This window comes from Microbacterium sp. DT81.1 (assembly GCF_049844955.1).
GTDB lineage: Bacteria > Actinomycetota > Actinomycetes > Actinomycetales > Microbacteriaceae > Microbacterium.
The window spans coordinates 349,988-376,531 of sequence record NZ_JBNCMA010000004.1; the positions used below are offsets into that span (position 1 = coordinate 349,988).

Genomic DNA, 26,544 nt, shown 5'->3' on the forward strand with positions numbered 1-26,544 from the left:
ATGCGACCCGGAGCGCCGGTGCGAAGCCTGGTGCTGTGGTTTCCGGACTGGCCGGTCACCGCGCTGGCGCGCGAGCGTGCACAGCCGCTGGATGCCGGTCCGGCCATCGCCGTGATGGAGCACAACACGGTGGTGGCGTGTTCCGCGGCCGCTCGGGCGGAGGGCGTTCGCCGAGGGCAGCGGCGTCGCGATGCGCAGGCCCTGTGCCCGGGTCTCGCGGTCGTCGCGGCGGATCCGATGCGAGACCAGCGGGAGTTCGCTCCTCTCGTGGCGGTCGTCGAAGAGCGGGCGCCGGGAGTGCAGATCCTGCGGCCCGGCATGTGCGCGCTGCGCATCCGCGGCCCGGCGCGGTACTACGGGGGCGAGGTCGAGGCGGCGCGCGTGCTGCTGACGGCGCTGCGGAAGGGCGGGGGAGAGGGCGCCACAGGGGCGGAGGGAGGGGTGGAGGGTGTGCGGGCGGGCATCGCCGACGGCCCCTTCACCGCCGAGCAGGCGGCACGGATCGGCACCGGGGTGGCGGACCCGGTCTTCGTCGTGCCGAACGGCGGAGCGGCGGGATTCCTGGCACCGCTGTCCGTCGCCACCCTGATCGATGCGTCGGCCGCCGTCGGCTCCGGAGCCGAGCTGGTCGATCTGCTCGCCCGGCTGGGTGTCAGAACCCTGGGTCAGTTCGCCGAGATGGATCCGGATCGTGTGCGCGAGAGGTTCGGCGACCGTGGCGTGCGGCTGCATTCCCTGGCCGCCGGTCAGGATTCACGCGAGGTGGAGCCCCGGGTGCCGCCGCCGGAGCTTCATCGCGAGGTGGCGTTCGAGCCCGCCCTCGAGATGGCGGAGCAGGTGGCCTTCGGCATCCGGATCGCGGCCGACGAATTCGTCGCACGCCTGGGCGCCGCGGGGCTTGTCTGCACGGAGCTGCGAGTGGAACTCCGCGGAGATCGCGGAGAGCGCAGCGAGCGGGTGTGGCTGCATCCGGGGTCGTTCGACGCGGCATCCGTCGTCGACCGCGTGCGGTGGCAGCTGAGCGAGGCGGCGAAGGAGCCCGAGGGCAAGAGCGTGCTCTCCAGCGGCGTCTCGCTCGTTCGGATCGCGCCCGAAGCGGTGGACGAGGCGTCGCACCACGTCGCGGCGATCTTCGGCTCGGGACCCGAAGAGCGCCTGCACCACGCGCTCTCGCGGGTGCAGGCGATGCTCGGACACCGGGGTGTGCTCACGCCGGCGATCGGCGGGGGCCGCTGGCTCGCCGAGCGGCAGGTGCTGGTGCCGTGGGGTGACCGCGCGGTGCTGGCGAAGGAGCGATCGCGTCCCTGGCCCGGAAGCCTGCCCGACCCGCTGCCCGCGACGGTCTTTCCCGACCCCGTGCCGGTGCAGGTCGCCTCTCCCGCCGGGGCGCCCGTCGACATCGACGCCCGGGGGAGGATCACGGCACCCCCGGCGATGTTCCTGGAGGGCGGTCGCCGGATGGCGATCGACGCGTGGGCGGGGCCGTGGCCGATCCTCGAACGTGGATGGGATGCCGCTCGCGCCCGCCGCGCGCACCGGGTGCAGATCATCGACGCCGAGGGGATGGCGTGGCTGCTCGTCTGCGAGGACGGCGCGTGGGTCGCCGAGGCGCGCTATGACTGAGCGGATGCCGGTCCCTGAGCCCGTCGAAGGGTCGCGGATGCCGGTCCCTGAGCCCGTCGAAGGGTCGCGGATGCCGGTCCCTGAGCCCGTCGAAGGGTCGGCCTCCTGATGGGCTTCCAGAACCCTCCCGTGCCCTGGTCGGAGATCGAGCGGACCCTCAGCGACACCCGTCGCCCGCGGGGGGTTCCGGCCGGCGCAGACGGGGGCGACAGCCCGGCGTGGTCGCACAAACGGGGCAAGTACGTGGCGCCGGTCATCCAGCGGCCCGACGACGTCGTGCCCTACGCCGAGCTGCACGCCCATTCGTCGTTCTCCTTCCTCGATGGGGCGTCATCTCCCGAAGAGCTCGCCGAGGAGGCCGAGCGCCTCGGCCTGCACGCGCTCGCTGTCACCGATCACGACGGCTTCTACGGCATCGTGCGCTTCGCCGAGGCGGCCGAGGCGCTCCAGCTGAAGACGGTGTTCGGGGCCGAGCTGTCGCTCGGGAATCAGGATCGGTCTCCGAGTCCGGCGAGGGGCGGCGAACCAGACCCCACCGGAGCACACCTTCTCGTGCTCGCGCGCGGCGAGGAGGGGTATCACCGCCTGGCAGCCGCACTGACGCACGCGCAGCTGAGCGGCTCGGAGAAGGGGCGTCCCGCGTACGACCTGGAAGAGCTCGCCGCGCAGGCCGATGGTCAGTGGGCGGTGCTGACCGGATGCCGCAAGGGCGTCGTTCGGCGAGCCCTGGCCGACGACGGTCCGGATGCCGCGGGGCGAGAGCTCGACCGGCTGGCGACGCTCTTCGGTCCGGATGCCGTGCACGTCGAACTGCTCGACCACGGCGACCCGCTCGACACGCGGACGAACGACGTGCTGGCCGGGCTCGCGGCGGAGCGCGGCCTTCCCCTGCTGGCCACGAATAACGTGCACTACGCCGCGCCGGAGCGGGCGCGGCTGGCGGCGGCCGTCGCCGCCGTCCGGGCGAATCGGGGCCTCGACGAACTGGACGGCTGGCTCCCCGTGCACGCCGGGGCGCACCTGCGCTCGGGCGCCGAGATGCAGGAGCGCTTCTTCCGGTATCCGGGGGCCGTCGCCCGCACGGTGACCCTGGCGGACGAGCTGGCGTTCCCCCTGCGTCGGGCGAAGCCCGCTCTGCCCAAGCAGGAGGTCCCGCAGGGTCACACGCCGATGTCGTGGCTCCGGCAGCTCGTATGGGAGGCGGTGCCGCGGAAGTACCCGGACCTCGCGCCGGAGGACCGGACTCGCATCGAGAAGGAGCTCGGCGTCATCGAGCTCAAGGACTTTCCCGGGTACTTCCTGATCGTCTACGGCATCGTTCAGGAGGCCCGGCGCCGCGGCATCCTCTGCCAGGGACGGGGATCCGCCGCCAACAGCGCGGTCTGCTACCTGCTGGACATCACCGCCGTCGACTCGATCGCCTACCAGCTGCCGTTCGAGCGGTTCCTCTCGAGCCTGCGGGATGAGGAGCCCGACATCGACGTGGACTTCGATTCCGACCGGCGGGAGGAGATCATCCAGTGGGTCTATGCGACCTATGGCCGGGAACGGGCCGCGCAGGTGGCCAACGTCATCCAGTACCGCCCGAAGAACGCCGTCCGCGACATGGCGAAGGCCCTGGGTCACTCGCCGGGTCAGCAAGATGCGTGGTCGAAGCAGGTGGAGCGATGGGGAGCCACCCTCGACACGGGCGCCGACCACGACATCCCCGCCCAGGTGATCGAGTACGCGTCGGAGCTGCTGAAGGCGCCGCGGCACCTCGGCATCCATTCCGGCGGCATGGTGCTCACCGACCGGCCCGTCGGAGAGGTGGTGCCCATCGAGCACGCCCGCATGGAGAACCGCACGGTCATCCAGTGGGACAAGGACGACGCCGCGTGGATGGGCCTCGTCAAGTTCGACCTCCTGGGCCTCGGGATGCTGGCGGCCCTGCAGTACTGCTTCGATCTCATCCGGGAGGCGACCGGCGAGGACTGGGAGCTCGCCACCCTGCCGAAGGAGGAGAAGGCCGTCTACGACATGCTGTGCCGCGCCGACTCGATCGGCGTGTTCCAGGTGGAATCCCGCGCGCAGATGGGGCTGCTGCCGCGCCTGCAGCCTCGGCGCTTCTACGACCTCGTGGTGCAGATCGCGCTCATCCGTCCGGGTCCCATTCAGGGCGGCGCGGTGCACCCGTTCGTGCGCCGCAAGCTCGGCCAGGAGCCGGTGACCTACGCGCATCCGAAGCTCGCCCCCGTGCTCGAGCGCACGCTCGGGGTGCCGGTGTTCCAGGAGCAGCTGATGCAGATGGCGATGGCCGTGGGGGAGTGCACGGGGGAGGATGCCGATCTGCTGCGGCGCGCGATGGGCTCAAAGCGCGGGATCGAGCGCATCGACTCGCTGCGCGAGAAGCTCTACGAGGGCATGGCGACGAACGGGCTCGTCGGTCAGGCGGCCGACGACATCTACGCGAAGATCCAGGCGTTCGCGAACTTCGGCTTCGCCGAATCCCACTCGCTCTCGTTCGCCCTGCTCGTCTATGCGAGCTCGTGGATCAAGCTGCACTACCCCGCGGCCTTCCTCGCGGGCCTCCTGCGCGCCCAGCCGATGGGCTTTTACTCGCCGTCAACCCTCACGGCCGACGCCCGCCGGCACGGCGTAGAGGTCCGCCGCCCCGACCTCCTCCGCTCGGGCGTCGAGGCCACCCTGGAGCCGGTCGCCGAGCCTGTCGAGGCGTCGCCCACCCCTACCCCGGTCGCCGAGCCTGTCGAGGCGTCGCCCACCCTCTCCCCGGTCGCCGAGCCCGTCGAGGCGTCGCCCACCCTCTCCCCGGTCCCTGAGCGAGGGAGCGCAGCGACCGAGACGAAGGGCCCCACCGGACTCCCTTCCTGCGCCGAGCGCATCCAACCCCCTGTCGGAGACTTTCACCTCCACTCACCAGACGAATCCGCCGCCCACCGCCGCGACGGAGCCTTCGCCGTCCGCCTCGGTCTCGCGGCGGTCACCGGCATCGGCAAGACCGTCGCTGAGCGGATCGTCGCCGAACGTGAGGCCAACGGCCCCTACACCGACCTCCGCAGCCTCGTCCGCCGCACCGGCCTCACCGCGGCGCAGCTAGAGGCCCTGGCCACGGCCGGAGCCTTCGAGTGCCTGGGTCTCAGCCGGCGCGAGGCCATTTGGCTCGCCGGTTCCGCGGCACAGGACCGCGCCGAGTTCCTCCCCGACTCGCTCATCTCCGTGCAGCCGCCGCTGTTCGCCGATCCCTCGAGCTACGAGCGTCTCGCCGCCGATCTCTGGGCCACGGGCATCTCGACCGACGACCATCCCATGACCCACTACCGATCCGGTCTCGACGCTCGAGGGGTGCTCACGTCTAGCGATCTGCGTACGAACGAGACCGGCCGGAGGGTCGAGGTCGCGGGGCTGGTGACGCACCGGCAGCGTCCGGCCACGGCATCCGGGGTCACGTTCTTGAATCTCGAGGATGAGCACGGTCTCGTCAACGTCATCTGCTCCGTGGGGATGTGGAACCGCTATCGCCGCGTCGTGCGGGATGCTCCGGCCCTGATCGTCCGCGGGATCCTGGAGCGCTCGACCGAGGGGGTGACCAACCTGCTCGCGGACCGCTTCGAAGACCTCAGGGTCGAGATCGATCACCGCTCCCGCGACTTCCGCTGAGCGTCGGCTGCAGCGTCGACCCCTTTCCCCTCGCTTCGGACGCCTGCCTTGAGACAGGAGACAGAGCGACCCGTACGCTGAAGCCAGCGCCCGGTCACATCTCCGGGGGAACGGCGGATTGATGTGAAGGCCGTCGTGTACGACCACTATGGGATGCCCGACCAACTGCGGGTCGAGCAGGTCCCGACACCGTCACCGGGCCGGGGCCAAGTGCTCGTCGAGGTCGTGGCAACCTCGGTCAACCTCAGTGATTGGGAGGGGCTGCGGGGTTCGCCGATGTACGCCCGCTTCGGTGGACTGACCCGACCGGCTCGGCGCATCCTCGGCTCGGACATCGCGGGCCGGGTCGCTGCCTTGGGCGCCGGCGTCACCCGCTTCGCGGTCGGTGATGAGGTCTTCGGGGACAACCTCACCCGCATGGGCGGCTTCGCGGAGTACGTCGTGGCACCGGAGTCGGTGCTGGCGCCCAAACCCGCTGAACTGTCCTTCGCCCAGGTATCGACGATCCCACAGGCGGGTGCCATCGCGGCGCAAGCCGTCGGCCGCGCGCAGAGGGGAGAGCGGATGCTGCTCAACGGCGCCGGGGGAGGCACGGGCATGTTCGCCCTGCAGTTGGCCTCTGCCGCCGGCATCCACGTCACCGGCGTCGACAACGAGGGAAAGCTCGACTTCATCCGGTCGCTGGGCGCACATCGGGCGATCGACTATCGGGTCGAGGACTTCACGCGCACCGGTCCGTACGACGTGATCATCGATCTTGTCGCGTCACGCTCGGTCTTCGCCTACCGCCGGGCGCTGGCCCGCGGGGGCAGGTATCTCGTTGTGGGCGGGACGGTGCGCGCGCTGCTGCGGGTCCTCACGGTCGGTGCGGCACTCGGGCTGGTCACCGGTGCGCGCCTGGGGGTACTGGTTGTGCGAGAAGGGCCTCAGCACTTCGGGGCTGTGGCCGAGCGGTGCGTCGCCGGAGACGTGCGCATCCACATCGATCGGGTCTTCCCGCTGGAGCAGACGGCGGACGCCCTGGCGTATGTGGGCGGCGGTCGGGCGCTCGGGAAGGTGGTCGTTGCGGTGGCGGCGGACGCTGGCTGACCCGGTGCAGGGTTGCCAGTGGTCTCCGCGTGGATCGGTAGACTGGATGCCGCCAGCCTCTGTAGCTCAATGGAAGAGCAGTTCCGTCCTAAGGAAACGGTTGGGGGTTCGAGTCCCTCCAGGGGCACAGCCGTTTTTTGCCTCTGATCAGGGATTCCTTCTGTGGTCAGACCACACAAAAGGCATTTTTGCCCGCTTTTTGCCCGCATTATGAAAATTCGGCGCACCGAAAACACTCGTCTGCAACGGCCTTCGTGCGCCGTCTAAGAGCGCCAAGAGCGAGCGTTTTGGGCGGTTTCTGCCTCGTCGAAAACCTGAGCAATCTGCTCTCTGCGGTTAACCCGGTCGGGCGTAGCGGGTCTGCGGACCCGACGGCAGCGCCACCAATGGCATCTGGTCGTTCAATCGCGTTGCCACGGCATCGAGATCGTCGTCGAAGAGATCGGCGTACGTGTCGAGCGTCATCGCGGCCGACGCGTGGCCGAGCATCCGCTGAACGGCCTTCACGTTGGCGCCTGAGCTGATCGCGAGCGACGCGGCGGTGTGACGGAGATCGTGCGGGGTGACCCGCGGGATCGACGGATCGAATTCCTGCGCGCGCCGGACAGCGTTCGCGAACCATCCCTTCTCGCCCGAGTTCTTCATGTGGTTCACTCCGTCGCCGAAGAGCAATCCTTCCGGGCCTTTTCCGGCGCACGCGTGCTCGATCAGCGGAGCGAGCCGCTCGGGGTAGGGGACTGAACGCTTCTCATGCGTCTTAGGCGTACCGACATGGATCTCGTACGCGATCATCACCGCGTTCTCTTCGATGACGAAGCGCCGACGCAGCCGGTTCACGCTGCGCACACGCAGCCCCGTCACCTCACCCCAGCGCAGGCCCGTGTAAGCGAGAGTCAGCACGAGTGTCGGATACGCCGAGCACGCGGCCAGCGTCGCCACTTGGTCGTGCGTGAGGTAGACACGACGCTTACCCGGTCCGTGCCGGGGGAGGTTGCGCACATGCCGGGCAGGATTGCTCGCGAGGCGCCGATCGTCGATCGCGACGTCGAGGATGCCGGCGAGGATCCCCAGCGAGCGAAGGACGACCGTGCGCGACGTCCGCGACGCGAGATCGGACACCCAGTCCTGGACCTCAGAGCGCCGGATCGACGAGATCTCCCGATCCGCCCACACCGGAGCAACGTGGTTCTTCCACGCCCGCTCGAGCGTCATGTAGTACGACGGCTTCGACATCGGCGGCTGCTTGGACCGCAGCCAGCTGTCCGCGAACATCCGGACTGGAACTCTCGACGAGGACGGGTCGATGTAGTCACCCTTCGACTTCGACACCGTGACCATGGACAGGTATAGCTTCGCTTCACGCATCGTCGTGAAGCCGCGCTTCTCACCCTCGGTGCGATCGGGCTTGCGATAGCGCACGCGGTAGCGGCGGCCCTTCGCCGATTCGTACGGAGTGATGCTGCCCATCTCAACCTCCGCTCATGCGCGCTCGACGGTCAGTATCGGCCCAGTCTCGGACACTGGTCGGACACCGTCAACGCCGCCGATGAAAGATGTGGATAGATGAGGGAAGACGTCGTCAACTGGCGTTTGGGTAGAGGGGCGTCTCGCTCCGACGCGGAGAGTGTAGCGATCGGGTGCGGCTCCGTTCCGGGCTTTCGCGACATATGCTCCGTCCTCCGCTTCGCTCCGGCCCTGCGCTATTTCACGGTCCCGGCACTCCACCGCGCCCGCCCGCTTGATTGGCTGAGTGTCGGAGAGCCGGCTGCCGATGTGACGATGGTCTGACGCTGACCTCTTTCTCTCTGCCTCATAGACTGACCAACAGTCGAGCGTTGGAGGACAAGTGGCACGTCGTCGCGGTTTTTTCGCTGAGATCCAGCATCAGTCGAGGGTGGCCGACCAAAGGCAGCAGGCTGCACTTCGCCAGCAGGCTGCCGGGGCCAGGCGTGCGGAACAGGCTCAGCGCGCCGCTGAGCGAGCGCAGCTCGCCGCCGGGCGCGCGTCTGAAGCCGACCGTAAGCGGCTCGAAAAGGCGGCTGCGGATGCCCACGTCGCCGCCCAGCTTGCGGAGGTCGACGATTTGAACGCGGACTTGCGCGGCAAGTACGAGACGTTGGACTCGCTGCTTCAGGCCACTCTTGATGTAGACGATTTCGTCAACCTTGAGGATCTGCGCGCAGTTGTGGTGCATCCTGCGTTCGGCAGGCCGGATCTTCGGAGGCCCTTCCCCGTCCCAACGCCCATCGCTGACCCGCCGCTCCCTGTCAAGAAGACCCCTGAGGAAGTCAAGGGCCTCTTCGGCAAGAGAAAGAAGGAAGCTGAAGCGCTTGCGGCCGTTGAGCAGGAGTATGCGACCGACTACTACGCCTGGCAGGCAGCCGTGGAAACTCTGCCCTCCCGAAGGGCAGAACAGCTTCAGAAGCACGAAGAGGTTGAGCAACGTCGTTTGGAGCAGCTTGCGCTCGAGACGGAGAAGTATGAGGCCGAATGCGCACTCCGCGAGAAAGAAGCAGCAGAACAGAACGAAGCACTAGACCAGTTGATTGCTGGCTTGGGCTACGGAACCGTGGATGCCGTCCAGGAGTATGTGGGGATTGTTCTCGCCAACTCTGTGTACCCGGAGTGGTTCGCTGTGTCGCACACGGCAACCTTCGATCCAGCCACGGCCGAGCTAGCCGTCCGGGTACTGATCCCTGCTCCTGACTCTGTTCCGTCCATCAAGCACTACAAGTACGTAAAGGCGACTGACGAGATCGCCTCGGTCGCGGGGACCCAAAAGGACACAAAGGACCGCTATGCCGGGATCGTTCACAACGTGGCGCTCCGCACCCTGCACGAGGTATTCGAAGCAGATCGGCGCGGCCTCTTCAAAGGGATATCGCTAGAACTCGGAACAGAGACCACGAACCCTGCCACAGGTAGGCCGACATACGTCCCGTTTGTTGCGGTCGCGACCGCGCGCGAACGTTTTGAGGAGATCGACCTCTCTGGTGTCGTTCCCGGCATGACGCTGGAGCATTTAGGAGCAGCCCTGTCCAAAAACCCACACGGACTTGTGCCGGCATCCGTAGGGGGAGTGAGGCGGGCATAGTGACTGGCGGACCAAGCTTCAATCCACCTCCGGGCTGGCCCAAGCCGCCTGCAGGCTGGGTTCCGCCGGCGGGATGGGTGCCCGATCCCGCGTGGCCGGAGCCGCCTGCTGACTGGGTCTTATGGACCACTGTCGAGGGCGCATCCGATGCGGAGTCTCAGGGGGAGGAAACTCTGCCTGCGGTGTCTGTACTTGCTCCTGAGGTCGTTGATCCGGCGATCGCCTCTTCGGCTGAACTGGACTTCTTGAGACGCGAGAACAGCACGCTACGCGCTCGACTAGCTGAAGTGACCTCGCCGGACTATGTCGAACTCAGCGATGCTCGCGTCCTCCAAGACGTGGGCATCTACCGTTATCACCACCCGCTCGAGTCGGCGGCGGCCTATCAAGATCGTCTCGCCTCGATAGAGACTCGGATAGCTGAAGTGGTGAAGGCGGGCCGGGCGATCGTCAAGTCGGAGATGTTTACGTTCAACAACTCGCTCGCGCAGGGTCGGCGGATGACCGAAGACCTCGCAAAGCTGATGCTCCGCGCCTACAACTCAGAAGCGGACAATGCCCTTCGATCGCTGCGCGCGGGCAACGTCGTTACGGCGAAACGGCGACTCGATGCTTCGCGGAGCGCGATTGCGAAGCTTGGTTCGATGATGGAGATGCGTATCAGCGATGAGTTTCACGATCTTCGATTTGAGGAGCTTGAGCTCACAGCCGACTGGCTGATGAAGAAGCAAGAGGAGCGCGAAGTTGCCCGTGACGAGCGCGCGCGACTGCGTGAGGAGCAGCGCGTCGCCAGGGAGCTGGCGGAAGAGCGGACCCGGCTTGATAAGGAGCGGGCGCATCTTGCCAACATGCTCGCCGCGCTCGAAGAGAGAGGTGAACTCGACCCGGTCCTTGCTGCCCGACTCGCTAAAGTCGACGACGCGATAGCCCAGAACGACTTCCGCGCCGCAAACATTCGAGCTGGGTACGTATACGTGATCTCCAACGAAGGCGCGTTCGGCAGGGATGTTGTGAAGATTGGACTGACACGTCGGCTCGAACCGCGAGAGCGAATCTACGAACTTGGCGGAGCCTCGGTGCCGTTCCGCTTTGATACGCACACGCTGTACTTTTCGGAGGATGCGGTGACGTTGGAAGCAGAGCTTCACCGGCATTTCGCCATGCGCGCTCTGAATCAGGCAAACTCCCGCAAGGAGTTCTTCTTTGCCACTCCGGGCGAGGTTCGGGACGTGCTCATTGAAAAGGTCGGCAGCATGCTCGAGTTCACCGAGACGGCTGACGCCACCGAGTACCGGCAGTCTGTCGGCGCCTGGCCGGCAAGAGTCACGCCACCGACGTAGTACGGCGGCATAGCCGGTATCGCGGGTCCCTCAGTCTGCTTGGGCGAGCAATCGCACAACGGCCTGCTGTACGAATGGCAGTGCCAGCTGATCTGAGGGAAGCCAGCTAATCCGACCTAGATCGCTCGCGGGAAGCCATCGAAGCAGATCGTGGTCCGAGCCCGGTACCGGCTCGCCGGAGAGCACCGTGGCGAGAAAGAGTCGAAGGACGTGCTTGTCGCTAATGCGCCAGGGGCCGTCGTGATCGATAACCTCATCCAGCACGTTGATCGTTGAACTCAACTCCTCTTCGATTTCTCGGACGAGGGCGGCGGGCAATTCCTCGCCCGGTTCGACTTTGCCTCCGGGAAACTCCCACTTTCCTGTTAGTTCCGCGGGACGTGTCCGTCGCGCCGCAAGAACCAGACCGTCGCGGACGACGACCGCGCCAACCACGACGCTCATTGCGCCGCCACCGACGCTCTCTGAAAGAAGTCCGATGGCATGGGGCGATCGAGTCGCCAAGTGATCGCAATTGGCCGTTCGCCGGCGTGCTGAACCAGCCTTGCAGTCCCGAGAAATAGGTACGGCGCCGTACCGAACTCGTTCTCCTTATGCTCGCGAACGAACAGAAGAATGTCGCTCGATCCCGACAGGTACCGCTGGCCTGTGGGGGAAGCGATGGTGGTTCCCGACTGACTCTCCCAGTGGAAGAGGTCGTGACTGATCGGGTAGTCGCGGTACATCGTGGTAGGTGAAAACGCTGCAGCCGACTTCTTGAGCGTGATGAAGAACGCGTCTACGTTCTCCGGAGCGACAAACAGGACGCCCTCTCGGAATGAGTTTGGCCGCCGTTGGATGGTCGCGTAACGGAGCGCCGCGAGAGCCTCCTCTCGTTGGTAGCGAGCGTGTACTTGGAGCGGCGTCCACGCGAGCCTGCCGGGCATCGCGGTCGGAATGTGTCGCGCGGAGTCGAATCCGAGCTCAATTACCGCGGCGAGCTCCTCACGAACTGCTCGCTCTGCTTTGAGGGAGCGCAATCCGTCTTCGACGGAGGAGAATCCGCCACCATCGGGCCACAGCGAAAAGAACAGCATGTCGGCGAAGAGACGGCTTCGTGCGGACAGCTCCGCGTACTCTGACGAATCGTCCGCCAGTAGATCCCGATACTCCCGCGCGCGCTCTCTATCGTCCGCGTGGACCAAAGCGCGCACGCGCTTCAGCAGCTCAGTTTCCCGCTCCGTCCCGCCGGAAGTTGGAAGCCCAGCATCTCTTCGAAGCTGGGTCCACGAACGACCGCGCTGCCCTCTCTTGAGCACATCGGCGAGCTCGACTCCGGCCTCCCCCAGGAACTCCTCCAGCGTCATGTCGCCATAGGAGCGCAGCTCGGTGGCGAGCTGATGCCATCGATTGGCGACCTGCCCCTTCAAGTTCTCGAGGATGAGACGTTGCGACTGTCGGTCAAGCACGATTTGTGACCCGGACGGCAGAAACGGAAAGCCGTGTTGAACCTGGCGAGCGACTGCCTGACGTGTCAGCCCGGTGAGCGCACGCAGCTTCATGTCCCAACGAAACTGCGTGCTCTGATGACCCACGAAATCGAGAGCCGTAAGCACGGCCTTGTCAGCAGTGCGGCGCAGGCCCCGACCCAGCTGCTGGAGGAAGACGGTCGCGCTCTCGGTAGGACGCAGGAAGAGCACAGTGTCCACATAAGGCACGTCGAGTCCCTCATTGAACAGCTCCGCCGAGAAGATGACGTTGACTTCCCGACTGCGGAGCCGGCGAAGTGCCTCGTCGCGCGGCGCTTGTGAGCGCCCGTCACCGCTGATCATCAAGGCAGGGATCCCGGCCTCGTTGAACACTCGGGCCATGTACTCCGCGTGTGAGATATCAACGCAGAAGCCGAGTGCACGCATGCCGAGCGGGTCAATCACCTTATCGAGGAGCTCGCTGACCACGATCCGCGCGCGGGCGTCATTTCCTGTGAAGAGCTTCGAGAGCTGCGTGGCGTCATAACCGCCGCGCACCCACGCGATCCTCGTCAGGTCTGTGCCGTCCGCGATAGCGAAGTAGTGGAAGGGTGATAGGAGCTCCTGGCCCAGGGCATCCCACAACCGCAGCTCCGCCGCCACGCGTCCATCGAAGTACCCCAAGATGTCATTGCCGTCGGCGCGCTCCGGGGTTGCAGTGAGGCCGAGCAGCTCTTTTGGCGCGAGATGGTCTAGAAGCTTCCGGTAGGTTGCTGAGCTGGCGTGATGAAACTCGTCAATCACGACGACGTCAAAGGCGTGGGCAGGAATGTTCTCAACCCCGTAGGAGGTGAGTGACTGAACGCTCGCGAAGACATGTTCCCATCGCTCTGGCCGGCTACCTGCGACGTAACTTTCGCCGAAGTTCTCGTCGCCCAGCACCTCGCGGTACGTGCGAGAAGCCTGCGTGAGAATCTCCTTCCGGTGGGCAACAAATAGCAGTGAGCGCTCCGGGCCGCCGAGCCGCTGATAGTCGAATGCCGCCAGGACTGTCTTGCCGGTGCCCGTGGCCGCAACCACGAGATTTCGGTGGCGGCCGTGCACCTCGCGCTCTGCGTCTAGTGCGTCGAGCATCTCCAACTGGTAGGGATACGGGCGAACCTCCAGGCCCGATAGTGACACCGTCATCCGGTCGTGGCGCCGCGTCCCGGACGCCTCCGCGAGCGCATCGTCGAGTCGGTCCCGATCGTGATCTGGGTCGTACACCTCGTAGCTCGCGTCGTTCCAGTAGGTCTCGAACGTGGCCTGGAACTTCTCCAGCAGCGCCGGCGTACCCACGCCGGAGAGCCGGACATTCCACTCGACTCCGTCGAGCAGCGCAGCCTTGGAGAGATTCGACGAGCCCACGTACGCTGTGTTGAACCCGCTGCGGCGCTGAAAGAGCCAAGCCTTTGCGTGCAGACGGGTGCGCATCGCGTCGTACTGCACCCGAACCTGCGCGCCGAACTCACGCGCCAGGCGATCGATAGCGGCACGCTCCGTAGCCCCCATGTAGGTCGTCGTGATGACTCGGAAGGGGCGGCCCCGGCGCCGGAGTCGTGCGAGCTCCGCCTCCAGGAGTCGGACCCCGTGCCACTTCACGAAAGCACAAAGGAGGTCTACCTGGTCTGCCGTGTCGATCTCCGATTTCAGCTCGGCATTCAGGTTCGGCTCGCCCCGGGTGTTCGTGAGCAGCGCGGCCTCACTGAGGGGCGTAGTCGGACGGACGTTCTCATACGTCGAGATTCCCGGACCAACGGGCGGCGAGAGTCGCTGGAGTTGGCGCGCGGGAGCCACCACAAGGTCGGGAGACGAAGCTAGGTCTTCCAGCAGCCGGTTCACGAGATCGAGTCGTTCGCCTTCACCTGAAATAGATGAGAGCCGGCGAACGGCTTGCTCATAAATCAGTCGCGCGAGCACGTGGGGCTGGTCTGCTTCGTCGACAGGCTCAAAGGTAGGTAGAAGTCCATCCAGAGAGTGGAGGCGTCCCTGCAGGCCCGAGGTGACGAGCGTCTCATAGAGTCCAGCCTGCAATTCGGGGGATCCCGCCATGCTGCTCCTCCCACCGCCTGCTTGTGTGATTCACACGCTAGTGGAGCAGGCTGTCTGCAACGGCCGAATTGACCTTCGGGCGGAGGCCGAGTCGCGTGTCCTGATACGGTCGCAACCGTGACGAGTGAACGGGTTCGGAAGGCGCTGGAGGAGTTCGTTCGAGAGCGTGACTGGGCCCAGTTCCACACTCCGGCGAACCTCGCCAAGAGCATCGCGATCGAGGCGGGAGAGCTCTTGGAGTGCTTTCAGTGGAGCGACGATGCGGATGAGGCGCAGGTGCGGGCCGAGCTCGCCGACGTGGTGACTTATTGCACGCTGCTCGCTGCGCGGCTCGGGATCGACCTCGACGAAATCGTGCTCGAAAAGCTCGTCGCTACGGGGGAGAAGTACCCGGCCGATCGTGCACGGGGACGGAGCACAAAGTATGACGCCCTTTGAGGTCCAGCGACTGAACCTCACGTCGGGCGCGATCACGGGTTGGGTGGTGGGCGACGAGCGCCTCAGGAACTGGCCCGTCGTCTACGTGCTCGATGGTGCAAACCCGTCTGGGGGTGGGGCCGTCTACGTCGGTGAGACGGTCAACGCCGCTGCACGAATGCGCCAGCATCTCGCGAACCCCGCCAAGAGCGTATTCCGGAGCGTGCGCGTCGTCATCGACGACACCTTCAACAAGTCGGCGTGCCTCGACCTTGAATCTCATCTCATTCGCTGGCTCGCCGGCGACGGCCAGTTCACCGTGATGAACGGAAACGAGGGCATCATCGATGCTCGGTACTACGAGCGCGACCTGTATCGGGAGAGCTTCCGCGACATTTTCGAGAAGCTGCGATCAGACGGAATCTTTCAACGCAGCATCCCTGAGATCGAGAACAGCGATCTCTTCAAACTGTCGCCGTTTAAAGTGCTCACGCCGGAGCAAGCAATCGCCGTCGAGGACATTGTGGAAGGGCTCCTCGCCGACCTCGAGACTGGAGCGTCGTCCGCGAGCGTCATCGAGGGGCAGCCTGGGACGGGCAAGACCATCATTGCGATATTCCTGATGAAGCTCCTTGCGGATGTCCGCGACCACAGTGATGCAGATGAAGTCGAACCAGACTCTATGTTCGCCGAATTCTTCGTCCCCGAGAATCGCGCGCTGCTCGCAGGCCTTCGGATCGGGTTCGTTGTGCCTCAGCAATCTCTCCGCGAGTCGATCAAGCGGGTGTTCAAGAAGACGCCAAAAGTGACGGAGGGACAGATCCTGACGCCCTTCGACGTCGGAGCATCTGATCAGCCGTGGGACCTCCTGATCGTCGACGAGACCCATCGCCTGAACCAGCGCGCGAACCAGTCTTCCGGTGTCAACAACAAGCGATTCATCACCATCAACGAGAAGCTCTTCGGCGCCGACGATCCGTCGAAGACGCAGCTGGACTGGATCCGCGCCCAGAGTCGGCACCAGATCTATCTACTAGACGCCGAGCAGACCGTGCGGCCAGCTGACCTGCCCCAGATGGTGCTCCGATCACTCGTAGAGGAGGCCAGGTCGACCCATCGCCGGTATCCGCTGTCCACCCAGATGCGCGTTCGCGCGGGCGTCGACTATGTGCAGTTCGTGCGCGACGTCCTGCGCGGCGAGAGCCGCGCGAGCGAGCGACCTGACTTTGGTGACTATGACCTGAGGTTCTTCGACAACCTCGCGGCGATGCAGCGTGAGATCATGGACCGCAACGCCGAGCATGGCCTCGCGCGCCTGATCGCGGGCTACGCATGGGAGTGGAAGAGCAATCGCGACAAGGAAGCGTTCGATATTGAGCTGGATGGCGTGAGCCTTCGGTGGAATAGCCAAGCCAAGGACTGGATTAATAGTCCGGCATCCATCCACGAGGTGGGCTCAATTCACACCGTCCAGGGCTACGACCTCAACTACGCCGGCGTCATCATCGGCAATGACCTCCGCTACGACCCGCACTCGCGACGGCTATTCATCGACCGCCGCTCGTATCGCGACGCCAAGGGCAAAGAGAACAACAAGCAGCGCGGGATCGCCTACTCCGACGACGACCTGCTCGAGTTCATCCGCAACATCTATGGAGTGCTCCTGACGCGCGGGATTCGCGGGACTTACGTGTACGTGTGTGACCCAGCTCTTCGGGAGTACATCGCAGGTGTGATCGGTGATGACGGATCCGCGCGAGGCGGCTTCCTATGCAATTAGACAGTCTCAGTGGCCGACTCAGCAAACCGCCGCACGATGTCACCACCCAGACGCGTGGGCGGAGGACAACTCGGCCGTGCGGCTTCGACGGCGGAGCTACTTCTTCGACGCCCCCGAGTTACCGGCCGGCCCCTTCGGTCCGCTCGTTGGTGGGTTCACGCCCGCTACCTTGGGGGCGGAAGCCGTCGACGCGGGCTTGGCGCCGAACATGCCGTCCTCGTTGCGGCGAAGGTTGTAGTTGTCCTGCGTGCCAGACATCTCGCTACCTCGATCCCGCGCCGGAGTTCCCCGCCGAGCCCCTAGGGCCCGCGATCGGCGGTTTCACACCCGCCGAGGGCCTCGGTTGCGCGCCACGCTCCTCAAGAGGCCGATTGGGAACGCGCGGGGGGCTCTCACGCCTCTTGTCGTCAGCCACGGCTACTTCGCCGCCCCCGAGTTCCCTGCGCCGCCCTTCGGCCCGACGGTGGGCGGCTTCACCGCGGGCGCCGGGCTCGGCTTCGCCCCTGTCTGAGGCTTGGCGCCCTCCTCGATGTTTCGGCGCACCCCAGCGCCGCCAGTCAAGCTCTCGCCTCGCCCCGGCTGATCTTCTGCCACCACTTTCTCCCTTCGTTCGAACCTTCGTTCTCGTTGACGGCGATCCACTCCACCTGACACGACTCCGTAAGCGGTACCCAGACCCCAAGAGAATTGGCGAGAGGCTCCAAAAACTCGCCCTTCTTGCTCATCCGCCACTGGTGCGCGATGAAGATGTCCTTCTCATACGGATATGTACTCGAATAGGAGCCCTCGCCATACCACCCGCCGACGTAGACGCCGGTGTGGCTCAGCACGCGGACGAAACACGCGTCCTCCGCGCCGTATGCGGCGTGGTCCCAGGCTCGCGGCGTGGCCTGGTTCCGGTTGACGGTTGTCTTAACGACTTTCCGGCTCCCGTCCTCGCCGACGATCACCTTGGACTTGCGGCGCACCATGAGCGCCGAGACGACTCCCGGTATCACGACGAGGAGGACGATCGCCAGAAGCGCGAGCCAGCCCGCGGGAGCACCTTTCCAACCGTCCACGAGCCATGCCTGTAGCGCGCTCAGAGTGCCCACTCCGGTCCAGAGGGCGACGACCCCAAAGCCGACAGCGAGAAGACCCGCGTAGAGCACGAGGAAGATTGCGCTGACGTAGAGCGCCTCAAGGATGCGCGACCCTGCGCCGTAGTCTGGTGACCGCCATCCCACGTACCAGGTGCGCACGGCGACAAAGCTGAACCCAGGGACCAGCATGGCGATGAAGATCAGCACCTGCGGGAACGAATCGGGCACGGTCACACGCACAACATACACTCGGGCGCCGACGGGCCAGCGAGGACGAGCCCGCTCTACCTATCGAGGCGTGCGGCCCTGTCGAACGAAGCGGCGATTCAATCCCTCGGCGATGAGACACACCTCGAGGGGCTGCGCGAGACCGCCCCCGGTGACCAAGGCCGTAGCAGTTGAGTCGGCTCGCCGTGGGCCAAGTGCCCGCTAGTCGAGCACAGCTCATCACTGAGGGTCCTCGCTCTCAAACCTCGAGAGTCGTACACGCAATCCGATCCGCATCCGGGCATCGCGCGTGAGCGGGACGTATGCGTGCGCACGGGAAGGTCGGCGCGGGCGCGTGTAGCAGGTGACCGCTAGCATCGTGGCGTGCGGATCGTTGTCGGAGTGACTGACAGCCGCTGGGCCGCGTTCTTGCGGGACCGTGCCGCGATCACGGACGTGAACTTCTGGCAGCCTTCCCCACACGGCTTCAAGGCTCTCCAGGAAGGCGGACCCTTTCTATTCAAGACGAAGCGACCCGGTGCTTTCCGCGACGTTGACATCCCGGGCTACTCGCTCGTTGGCGGCGGCTTCTTTGAGGAGTACTTCGAGATGCCCGTCAGCGAGGCATGGACGATCTGGGGACAAGGAAACGGGGTTGACACCGAACAGGAGCTGCTCGACCGCGTGCGGGCATACCGTTCGAACAAGCGGTGGGCGGACGATCCCGACCCCATCATTGGCTGCATCATCCTCCGCAACGTGTTCTTCGCACCGCGCGGTGAGGAACTCCCGCAACCACCGAACTGGTCGCTCAACAACGTCACCATCGAGGGCTATGAGACGCTCGGCCGAGAACGGAAACCCGACTCGGAGTACGTGCTGCAGGCCTTTCAACTGATGCAAAGCAATGCTCGCGTTGACTTCAGCTGGGACACCGACCTTCGGAGCACGGCGATCGAGTGGGGCGGGCCGAAGTACGGCGAGCCGGTTCTCATCAGCCCACGCATGGGGCAGGGCAGGTTTCGTCGCGCGGTCGACGAAGCGTACTACTTCCGCTGCGCGGTGACGGGCAGCAAGACTTACCCGAGCCTGGAGGCCGCGCACATTCGCGACTACGCGCACGACACTGGCACCCACCAGGTGTCCAATGCCCTCCTGCTCAGGTCCGACGTGCATACCCTCTATGACCGCGGCTACCTCGGCATCGATGCCGACCTCCGCCTGCGTGTGAGTCCAGCACTCCGCGCGCGTGGATGGAACGGCGTCGAGTTCTACGAGAAAGAGGCCGCCGAGTTCAAGATCCGCGTGCCGGAGAACCCCCTACTCTCTCCTGACCGCGACGCGCTCGCTTGGCACCACGAGAACCGCTTCCGCGCCGCATAGCCGCTGAGTACAAGGGGAATCCCTGCGCGGGCACCGCGCGCAAGTGGAGCCCACACGTTCGCCGTGCGTGGCGTTGATGGCAGATCACAACTTGTGCGAGGAAGGGCGGTCAGCGGCTGGGCACCACGCGTAGTTGACGGTCTCCAGCTCGGTCGAAATGACGTTGAGGCCGCGCTGGCCCATCGCGATGTTCTGGCTCGACACGAACGGCGTGACCGAACCGGCGAGCACGGTGGGTAGTGGTCTACAGCAGGAACGCCCGTCCCCGCTGGACACCGACCAAATGCGTGCCTTCCCCGGTTCCATCGCTTCGGACGATACGTTGTGGATCACAGGAGGCTACGGATGCGGTTCACGGAATACTTCGCCGTCGAGCGAGATCACGACGACGACTGGTTCGACTGTGAGCTGAGCACCGACACTCCCCTGTACGTCGATCCGTTCCTCGTATTCGAAGACGAGGACCCTTACTGGGCTGAGACGCGGCAGACCGTCATCGACTTCTTTGGCCTCGCCCTCAGCTTCGTGGACGCTTCCGGTGGCGACGTGACCTCACCGCACTATCTCAAAGCGGTGCGGATGTTGAAGTTCCCCGAGCCGAGCGAGTTCGCCCTCGGGCTCTCGATGGGCCATCCGAAGGGTTCCGGAGCAGGCTTCAAGTACGCCGGGAAGATGGCCTGCGCGCTGAACCTCCTCTCCCAGCGCGGAGTCACCCAGGTTCAGCACATTCAGGCCTTCGCGCTGTTCTGTGAGGGGCTTGGCGTTGACCGCATCAGCGACATCTTCTGCGACATCGTCAAGGCGAGGTTCATCGAGTACACGCAAACGGTCGCCACTCGCCACGAACTCGGGCTCCAGGAGGTGCCGGTTCGCGCCGCACGGTGGAACCGCACGACCGGGCGCTGGGATCACATGCGCGCTCCGCTGCCTAAGAGCCCAGTCACACAGGAAGGCGTGCTCCTCGTCCCTTCGAGGTTCCTCAAGGACATTCCCGTCGTCACTCCGGAATCGTTCTGGACGTGGGCAGATGCCGGAGTGGGTGACGACCTCCGACAGGAACTCAACTACGAACTGAACGTCGCTCTCACGAAGGAAGAGCGCAAGGAGGCGGCGTACAAGGCGGCCTGGAAGCATCCCGACCTCGTAATGGATTACCTGAACGTCGTGTCCGAGACCGACACAGAGCCCTACGACGTCGAGGCCGATCCCAAGTTGCTCGTCGAGTGGGCAGAAGTCGGGCGCGACGCGGCGGCTGGGCAGGAGCCAATCGCAAGACTCGGGAACGAGTCCGAGTTCGCCGCCTGGGTGGTCGAACTCGCGAAAGAGTTCCAGCACGCAGTAGAAGAGACCGACCTGTGGAAGGCGCTCTGGGATGACGGCCTGCATAAGTATCGACCGGAGAAGATCGTCCAGGCCATCGCGGGGATGCTCTTCGCCGCGCACTGTCGAATGGCTGACGTGGACCTAACCCGAGAGAGCAATCTGGGTAGGGGGCCGGTCGACTTCAAGTTCTCGCAAGGGTGGCAGAAGCGCGCCCTCCTCGAAGTCAAGCTCATCCCGAGCACCCACTTCTTCACGGGGGCGTCGAAGCAGTTGCCCCAGTACATGACCACGGAACGCGCTTCGGTTGGCGTCTACCTCTGCGTGGGATACACCGACAAGGACTTCTCCCCTGAGCGCCTCCAGCCGATCGAAGACACCCTCCGCAAACTCAGGGAAGAATCCGGCTGGACCCTTGAGGTTATCTACGTCGATGCGCGTACGACGAACAAGGACTCAGCCTCCAAGCTGAAATAGCCCCTTTACGAGAAATCGAGGTTCAACAATGAGTTCTGGATTCAGGTCATTGCCCGAGGAGATGAAGGCCGAGATCGACAGCCTCGGTGAGGTGCAGTTTGTGTTCGGCGCGATGAGAAACTTCTCCGACCAGCTTCTGGCCGACTGGACTGGTCGTCTTGCACTGGAGCAAGTGGGCGACGACGAGTGGATCGGTCTCGCCCCTGCATCGACTGGTCGGTGGTCAAAGTGGAACGTCAACGGTCGGGAAGTCGTCCGTCGTGACTTGCCGAAGACCTACCACTCATGGACCATCGAGGCGCCCGATTTCCAGGGATCGGGAACTCACCCGATCACCTTCTCCCGAGAGGTATTCCGGAAGCAGCGCCTCTACGGCCAGCAGATTGAGGCGGCGGTTACGCGTCGTGACGAGCCGCGCGACTCCCTAGTCGGCACCGTCCTGCTGACGCTCCACGCACCCTACGACGAGGACGCCGAGCAGGCCTACCTCTACGCCGCTTCACTCGCCAGGACTTGGTTCGGTTCGGCCACCGCTTACAGCCTTGATGAGACAGGCATCCCGCAGGTCCCCGACCAGAGTGTGAGTTGGGACTTCCTGCCCGATGGCACCGTCGAGGAGATGCGCGAGGCGGTTGTGAGGAAGTTCGGCGGGTCGGCTCCTCCACAGGAGATCGAGATCATGATCGACCGTCTGGAGAAGGTTCAGTCACTCGCCCCGGAGAAGCGGTTAGTCGGGAGTTCCGGCCTCCAGCGCTACATCGGCTACATGTTCGGTGAGGACTTCGTGGCATTCGAGAATCCCCGAGTCGGGAACGCGCTCTACCTGATGTACGGGGATTGGGAGAGCCTGAGCCAGCTCTCGCGGTCCCAGCTCCTCGCGTCCCGTGAGGGCGACTTTGATCGGATCATTCATACCGCGCGCTGGTTCGAGCGGCTCCGTCTCGCGGTCTACAACTACCGGCACAACTGAGGCGAGTTCGTCGGCCCGCGCGGCAGCCACCGTGCGGACGTGCCTTCCGCTTGCGAACACGGCTTCCCTATAGCCTGCGATCGTGACCTTCGGCGACACGCTCCTGGCGACCCTCATCGGTGCGTTGGTTGGTGCCGTCGTGGGTGCGTTCGCGGCCTGGCTGTTTGCCCTCGACCTTCGACGGCGCGAGACCGAGGACAGCGATCGGGCTCGACTCGACGCGGCGGTGGCCGACGTGGTGCGCCTTCTTGGGGATGTCGGCGGGGCAGGTCAGGCATTCATGTTCGCTATCCAGCTCGGGAACCCAGCCGTGCCCGCTCCGCCCCCGCACCTGGCGCGCCAGCAGCTGCTCTCGGCAACCCTCGCGGCGCGTATGGCGGCGGGCGATGACGAGGGGCCACTTCTCGCGGTTTACGAGCTCGTCACCCGGAAGGACGACAGGACGGAGAACCGCGCGGCGATCGACTACGAGCACGCGGCCCACCTCCTTGTGCAGTGGCGGCAGGGCAAGGTTGCGACAGCCGACGCGCAGGCGCAGATCGCCGTCGGATCACCGCCGCCCGCCAGGCCCGAGGGCTGAGACAGCCACGGCGCGCGCTCCGTGGGGCCTTTCTCGACCTCGTGGAAGGTCGGCGGTATTGTGGGGGTTCGGACGCACTCAGGTCGGTGGAGATGCTTCCGTGACCGCGTGCTACCGGAACCACAAGGCCCCCGGTCGCCTGAGCGATACTGGGGGCCCGTCGCTGACCCGAGGACGCGGCGAGCGCGTTACCTCAGCGGGTCATCCCACCCACTGCGGCTGACCGATGCCAATCGCGTAGTCGCTGCGACTGTCGAGCAGGCTTGTTCCCAAGCTGATCGCCGAAGCAGACGCCGCGCGCGCCGCGCGGCTGAGCGCCAATCTCGGTCCGCTTCCTACCGACTGGGCATTCGGGGAGCCACTGCGGGTCGGCGACAAGGTCGTCTTCGCGGGCTTCGATGGGCGAGAGCGCGAACGAGCGCGGCTGGAGCGTCGGACCCAGGAGCTTGGTATTCGCGTGCTCGGGGCCGTTTCCGGCCTCACCGCGATGCTCGTGAGTGACGGGTCATTCGCGGGAGGCAAGCTTGCGCGAGCACAAGAGCTCGGTACCCGCATCGTTGACCCAAAACCTACGCCATCCTGCTCAAACAACTCCAGCCCGCCAAGGCCGCCGTGCCTAAGCCGAGACAGGCGCCGGCGACCATCACAGCCGTCGCAGGGAGCACGCCAGTGACGGTCCAGACGACCGCCTCTCCCGGTGAGATCCGCGCATGGGGCATCGACAACGGCTACACCGTCGGTGTTCGTGGCCCGCTCTCAAAGGAACTGGTGCAGGCCTACGAGCTTGCGCTACTCGATGCGCGGAAGGAGCCTGTAGGCCCGTAAGCCGGTCGGTCACCGCCCGCAAGCCTGTAGGCAATCGTTCGGCACCGTATCGTTGCCGAACCTCCCGAGCCGCTTCCTCGCGCACCGACTTCGATTCGCGGTAGACCGGCACGTGACGATGCGCTACGACCGCGCCACATGCGCGCAGGAGAACCCCTTCAAAGCGCGTTCCACTGGGGAGCACGGGCACGATGACCTCTCAACCCCTTCAAGACAGCGATGCGAAGTTCAAGAGCAATTCAAGAGCAATGCACGCAGGCACCCTGGGTGGGCGACGCCGTATAAAGCCATTCCGCTACAAGCACCCGCACCGCCGAAAAATCCCTGGATAATCCGGAAAACCTGCCCTACCCTGGCGGCATGCGAGGAGGTCTCGAGCGTTGGAAGAGGGGCGTCAAATCCCACGGCGTCCGGCAGGCGATCTCGTATGCGCTCGTGGGCACCTGCGACGCCCACCTGCGACACACGACCGGCACCGAAGCGCTCGAGGCATACAGCGCAGCATCCGATGCGACCGTGTCGCGGTTCATCGTCGACCATGGCGTCATCACATCCGACGAGCTCACAGCCGGCGGTCTTCGTGTCTGGCTCACCGGGCACGACCCGGTCACGGGAGAGGAGCGAGGTCACCAGCGGCTCAGCCCCGACGCCGACCTCCTGCTCGACGGCACACTCAACCACCCGAAGTCCTACAGCATCGCCGCCCTGCTGCATCCAGAACTTGCCGCCGAGTTCGAAGCGCTACAGGACCGTTTGCGTGAGCGGATCCTGCTCACATGGCAGACCGAGCTCAATGCGAGGCGTGGGCACGGCGGCCTCATCCGCGAGGAGATCACGCGCATCGAAGTCGTCGAGCTGCAGCATCGGCGCTCGCGTGCACTCGACCCCCACATCCACCGCCACCTGTGGCTGAACATCAAGGTGCTTGGCGCAGATGGCAAGTGGTCGAACCTCAACTCCCGCGTCGCGATGAAGCTCCACACCGTCGTCAACGCCGAGGGCGAACTCGCCGCCCGCACTGATCCCGCGTGGAGGGCCGCGCTCGCTCGCCACGGATACACGCTCGATGACGCGGGAGAGATCACCGAACTCACCAGCGCCGTCCGTCCGCTCTCGCGTCGGTCGGCGCAGATCGAGGCCAACCGAGCACGCATGATCGCGGAGTGGTCGACGGCGCACGGGGGTTCAGCGCCGAGCGTCGAGGTGCTGCAACAGATCGACCGACGTGCATGGGCGGTGTCGCGTCCGAACAAGCCGGCCGATCTCGACGAGCTGTCGTGGGAGGCAAGAGTCCGGGACGAAATCGCGGCGATCGACGCAGGCCTGGTCGCCGAGCGAGCAGCCGTCCGTGTCGAGGCGATAGACATCGACACTCTTGATCTCGATCTGCTCGCCGCCATGGCAATCGTTGACGCCGACGAACGGTCCACGTCATCCGGTGGACGGCTCAGCGCATTCGACATCCGCGCCGGCGCAACGCGCGCGCTCTCACGTACGGGCATCGTTGCGCCACGCGACGAGCTCGATGGCGTCATCGAGGAGATCGCCGGACGCGCTGCAACGGCCGTCGTGCGACTCATTGCAGAACCTGCTCCCGCGCACGTGAAGTCGTTCATGGCGACCGAGACGATGCGCGCGAAGGTGCGTCTTGCCGGTCGCCTCGACGCACTCGCCGATCCCGGACGATCCCTCCTGCCCGTGGAGCTGCATCAGCACGCGTCGGACGAGGACGTGTCGATTCTGGATGCCTCGCAGAACATTGCAGCGTGCGCCATCGCAGGAACGGATGGGCTCGTGGCGGTGACCGGTCCCGCGGGCACGGGGAAGACCACGATGCTGCGCGCCGCGTTCCACGCCCTAACGGCGCAGCGGCGACGGATGCTGGTGGTCGCTCCGACGCGCACGGCGGCCTCGGTTGCGGCTCAAGAGATCGGGACCTCGGCATCCAGCATCCATGCATTGCTTTTCGATCATGGCTATCGGTGGAGCACGGACGACGCCGGCGCGAAGGCATGGGCACGACTTGCCTGCGGTGATGCCGACCCGAAAATGGGCGGCATCTACAGCGGTCCTGTCCGCTGGGTGCTTCGTGCCCACGACCGGATCGTCGTCGACGAAGCCGGCATGGTCGACCTTCAGACCGCGAACGCGCTCACCGAACTGGCGCTCGAACTGCGGGTCGGTCTCGCGTTCGTCGGCGACCCGCATCAGGCGTTGCCGGTGGGGCACGCTGGGGCGATGGCATCCGCGATCCGGCACGCGAACGCATCCGTCGAGCTGGACACAGTGCATCGGTTCCGCGACCCCGAGTACGCGGCGCTCACGCTGCGACTGCGCAATGCGGTAGATCGCGAGTACGCACTGAAGGTCGCCGGGGAGCTGGCGAAGCGCGGTCACCTCGAACGCGTCGAGCACCACGACGCGGCGCGCGAGCGGATGATCGATGCCTACTTTGACTGGCACGCGCGAGGCAAGCGGGTGACGCTGGTGTCGGGGACCAACGCCGAGGCGGATGCCATCAACGACGCCATCCAGCAGCGCCGCGTCGACCAGGGCGAGCTCGATGCGAGCGTCATCGCTTGCGGGATGGCAGAGCAACGCATCCTCGTCGGCGACTCTGTCCAGACCCGTCGCAACGACCGCCTGACCGGCGTCGAAAACCGCGCGCGGTGGGTCGTGCGGGGAATCTACGACGAGTTCGTCTCACTCGTGTCCGTCAGCGACAGCGGTGAACTTCGGCACGTGCCCCACGAGTATGCGCGTGAGCACCTGCAGCTCGCGTACGCGTCGACCGTGCACGGGGTACAGGGCGACACCGCTGACGCGTCGGTCGTCGGTCCGGATGTGGATGCCGCCGGGCTTTACGTCGGGCTCACGCGTGGACGGCTGCACAACGTCGCGATCGTGGTGGCGCGGACGGATGCCGTCGCCCGAGAGCGGGTGGCGGAGTCGATGCACCGCGGCACGACCGAGGTAACGATGCAGGATGCGGTTGGAGCTGCCGAGGCCGAGATGCGCCGTGCCGCGCGGAACCGAGAGTCGGAGATGTGGAGGGCGCCGGGGATCGGGGCGCCGAGCTCTGGGCGTGGGATGGGCGTGTAGCGGGCTTCATCTAGCGGACGCTCGACGTGCACAATCTCGGGCCGATCTTACGCGCAGGT

Annotated in this window: 20 protein-coding genes and 1 tRNA gene; 15 read left to right on the plus strand and 6 right to left on the minus strand. The window is 65.5% G+C overall.

What is annotated here, in order from left to right:
• The 4 genes from ACLQ2Q_RS13170 (at position 1) to ACLQ2Q_RS13185 (ending at position 6,496) form a co-directional block, all read left to right on the plus strand.
• Positions 1-1,623, plus strand: coding sequence for a DNA polymerase Y family protein (locus tag ACLQ2Q_RS13170; RefSeq protein WP_425820908.1), 1,623 nt, complete (start codon positions 1-3; stop codon positions 1,621-1,623).
• A gap of 108 nt (positions 1,624-1,731) precedes the next feature.
• Entirely contained in the window at positions 1,732-5,280 is a 3,549-nt protein-coding gene (locus ACLQ2Q_RS13175) for an error-prone DNA polymerase (protein WP_425820909.1), read from the plus strand.
• Positions 5,281-5,403: 123 nt separating this feature from the next.
• Entirely contained in the window at positions 5,404-6,369 is a 966-nt protein-coding gene (locus tag ACLQ2Q_RS13180) for an NAD(P)-dependent alcohol dehydrogenase (protein ID WP_425820910.1), read from the plus strand.
• A 55-nt stretch (positions 6,370-6,424) separates the two neighbouring features.
• Positions 6,425-6,496, plus strand: a tRNA-Arg gene (locus tag ACLQ2Q_RS13185).
• 209 nt (positions 6,497-6,705) lie between these two features.
• Here ACLQ2Q_RS13185 and ACLQ2Q_RS13190 read toward each other — a convergent pair.
• Entirely contained in the window at positions 6,706-7,836 is a 1,131-nt protein-coding gene (locus tag ACLQ2Q_RS13190; RefSeq protein ID WP_425820911.1) for a tyrosine-type recombinase/integrase, read from the minus strand.
• Between the two features lie 379 nt (positions 7,837-8,215).
• Between ACLQ2Q_RS13190 and ACLQ2Q_RS13195 the strand changes: the two genes are divergently transcribed.
• Together ACLQ2Q_RS13195 and ACLQ2Q_RS13200 are read left to right on the plus strand one after the other, a co-directional pair.
• The gene (locus ACLQ2Q_RS13195) at positions 8,216-9,463 is read left to right on the plus strand and encodes a hypothetical protein (protein WP_425820912.1); all 1,248 of its coding nucleotides are present in this window, start codon (positions 8,216-8,218) and stop codon (positions 9,461-9,463) included.
• A gap of 182 nt (positions 9,464-9,645) precedes the next feature.
• Positions 9,646-10,803 carry a DUF4041 domain-containing protein gene (locus ACLQ2Q_RS13200; protein WP_425820913.1) on the plus strand — a complete coding sequence of 386 codons (1,158 nt, stop codon included), beginning with the start codon at positions 9,646-9,648 and terminating at the stop codon, positions 10,801-10,803.
• Positions 10,804-10,833: 30 nt separating this feature from the next.
• Here ACLQ2Q_RS13200 and ACLQ2Q_RS13205 read toward each other — a convergent pair whose 3' ends face one another.
• Positions 10,834-11,247, minus strand: coding sequence for a (deoxy)nucleoside triphosphate pyrophosphohydrolase (locus ACLQ2Q_RS13205; RefSeq protein WP_425820914.1), 414 nt, complete (start codon positions 11,245-11,247; stop codon positions 10,834-10,836).
• Positions 11,244-14,324, minus strand: a complete 3,081-nt coding sequence (locus ACLQ2Q_RS13210) for a DUF3427 domain-containing protein (protein WP_425821073.1) — start codon at positions 14,322-14,324, stop codon at positions 11,244-11,246. The genes ACLQ2Q_RS13205 and ACLQ2Q_RS13210 overlap by 4 nt, the downstream gene beginning before the upstream one ends.
• A 135-nt stretch (positions 14,325-14,459) precedes the next feature.
• On the opposite strand from ACLQ2Q_RS13210, the gene ACLQ2Q_RS13215 reads away from it, so the two are divergent.
• Entirely contained in the window at positions 14,460-14,780 is a 321-nt protein-coding gene (locus tag ACLQ2Q_RS13215; RefSeq protein ID WP_425820915.1) for a nucleotide pyrophosphohydrolase, read from the plus strand.
• Positions 14,767-16,539, plus strand: coding sequence for a DNA/RNA helicase domain-containing protein (locus ACLQ2Q_RS13220; protein ID WP_425820916.1), 1,773 nt, complete (start codon positions 14,767-14,769; stop codon positions 16,537-16,539). Before ACLQ2Q_RS13215 ends, ACLQ2Q_RS13220 begins: the two co-directional genes overlap by 14 nt.
• A gap of 96 nt (positions 16,540-16,635) precedes the next feature.
• On the opposite strand, the gene ACLQ2Q_RS13225 is transcribed toward ACLQ2Q_RS13220, so the two are convergent.
• A complete protein-coding gene (locus tag ACLQ2Q_RS13225) occupies positions 16,636-16,797 on the minus strand; it encodes a hypothetical protein (protein ID WP_425820917.1) in 162 nt (53 codons plus the stop codon).
• A gap of 85 nt (positions 16,798-16,882) precedes the next feature.
• Here ACLQ2Q_RS13225 and ACLQ2Q_RS13230 point away from each other — a divergent pair, with 85 nt between their 5' ends.
• A complete protein-coding gene (locus tag ACLQ2Q_RS13230; protein WP_425820918.1) occupies positions 16,883-17,050 on the plus strand; it encodes a hypothetical protein in 168 nt (55 codons plus the stop codon).
• A gap of 46 nt (positions 17,051-17,096) precedes the next feature.
• On the opposite strand, the gene ACLQ2Q_RS13235 is transcribed toward ACLQ2Q_RS13230, so the two are convergent.
• Complete coding sequence (locus ACLQ2Q_RS13235; protein WP_425820919.1) at positions 17,097-17,855, minus strand: DUF6338 family protein; 759 nt, start codon at positions 17,853-17,855, stop codon at positions 17,097-17,099.
• Between the two features lie 357 nt (positions 17,856-18,212).
• Between ACLQ2Q_RS13235 and ACLQ2Q_RS13240 the strand changes: the two genes are divergently transcribed.
• On the plus strand, positions 18,213-19,211 hold the full coding sequence (locus tag ACLQ2Q_RS13240) for an HNH endonuclease (RefSeq protein WP_425820920.1): 999 nt from the start codon (positions 18,213-18,215) through the stop codon (positions 19,209-19,211).
• A gap of 84 nt (positions 19,212-19,295) precedes the next feature.
• Here ACLQ2Q_RS13240 and ACLQ2Q_RS13245 read toward each other — a convergent pair whose 3' ends face one another.
• Entirely contained in the window at positions 19,296-19,442 is a 147-nt protein-coding gene (locus ACLQ2Q_RS13245) for a hypothetical protein (RefSeq protein ID WP_425820921.1), read from the minus strand.
• 114 nt (positions 19,443-19,556) lie between these two features.
• Here ACLQ2Q_RS13245 and ACLQ2Q_RS13250 point away from each other — a divergent pair, with 114 nt between their 5' ends.
• The 5 genes from ACLQ2Q_RS13250 (at position 19,557) to ACLQ2Q_RS13270 (ending at position 26,485) form a co-directional block, all read left to right on the plus strand.
• Positions 19,557-21,008, plus strand: coding sequence for a hypothetical protein (locus tag ACLQ2Q_RS13250; protein WP_425820922.1), 1,452 nt, complete (start codon positions 19,557-19,559; stop codon positions 21,006-21,008).
• Between the two features lie 28 nt (positions 21,009-21,036).
• The gene (locus ACLQ2Q_RS13255; protein ID WP_425820923.1) at positions 21,037-21,978 is read left to right on the plus strand and encodes a hypothetical protein; all 942 of its coding nucleotides are present in this window, start codon (positions 21,037-21,039) and stop codon (positions 21,976-21,978) included.
• A gap of 82 nt (positions 21,979-22,060) precedes the next feature.
• The gene (locus tag ACLQ2Q_RS13260; RefSeq protein ID WP_425820924.1) at positions 22,061-22,558 is read left to right on the plus strand and encodes a hypothetical protein; all 498 of its coding nucleotides are present in this window, start codon (positions 22,061-22,063) and stop codon (positions 22,556-22,558) included.
• A gap of 669 nt (positions 22,559-23,227) precedes the next feature.
• Positions 23,228-23,383, plus strand: a complete 156-nt coding sequence (locus tag ACLQ2Q_RS13265; RefSeq protein WP_425820925.1) for an Lsr2 family DNA-binding protein — start codon at positions 23,228-23,230, stop codon at positions 23,381-23,383.
• 360 nt (positions 23,384-23,743) lie between these two features.
• Positions 23,744-26,485 carry an AAA family ATPase gene (locus ACLQ2Q_RS13270; protein WP_425820926.1) on the plus strand — a complete coding sequence of 914 codons (2,742 nt, stop codon included), beginning with the start codon at positions 23,744-23,746 and terminating at the stop codon, positions 26,483-26,485.
• Positions 26,486-26,544 lie beyond the last annotated feature (59 nt).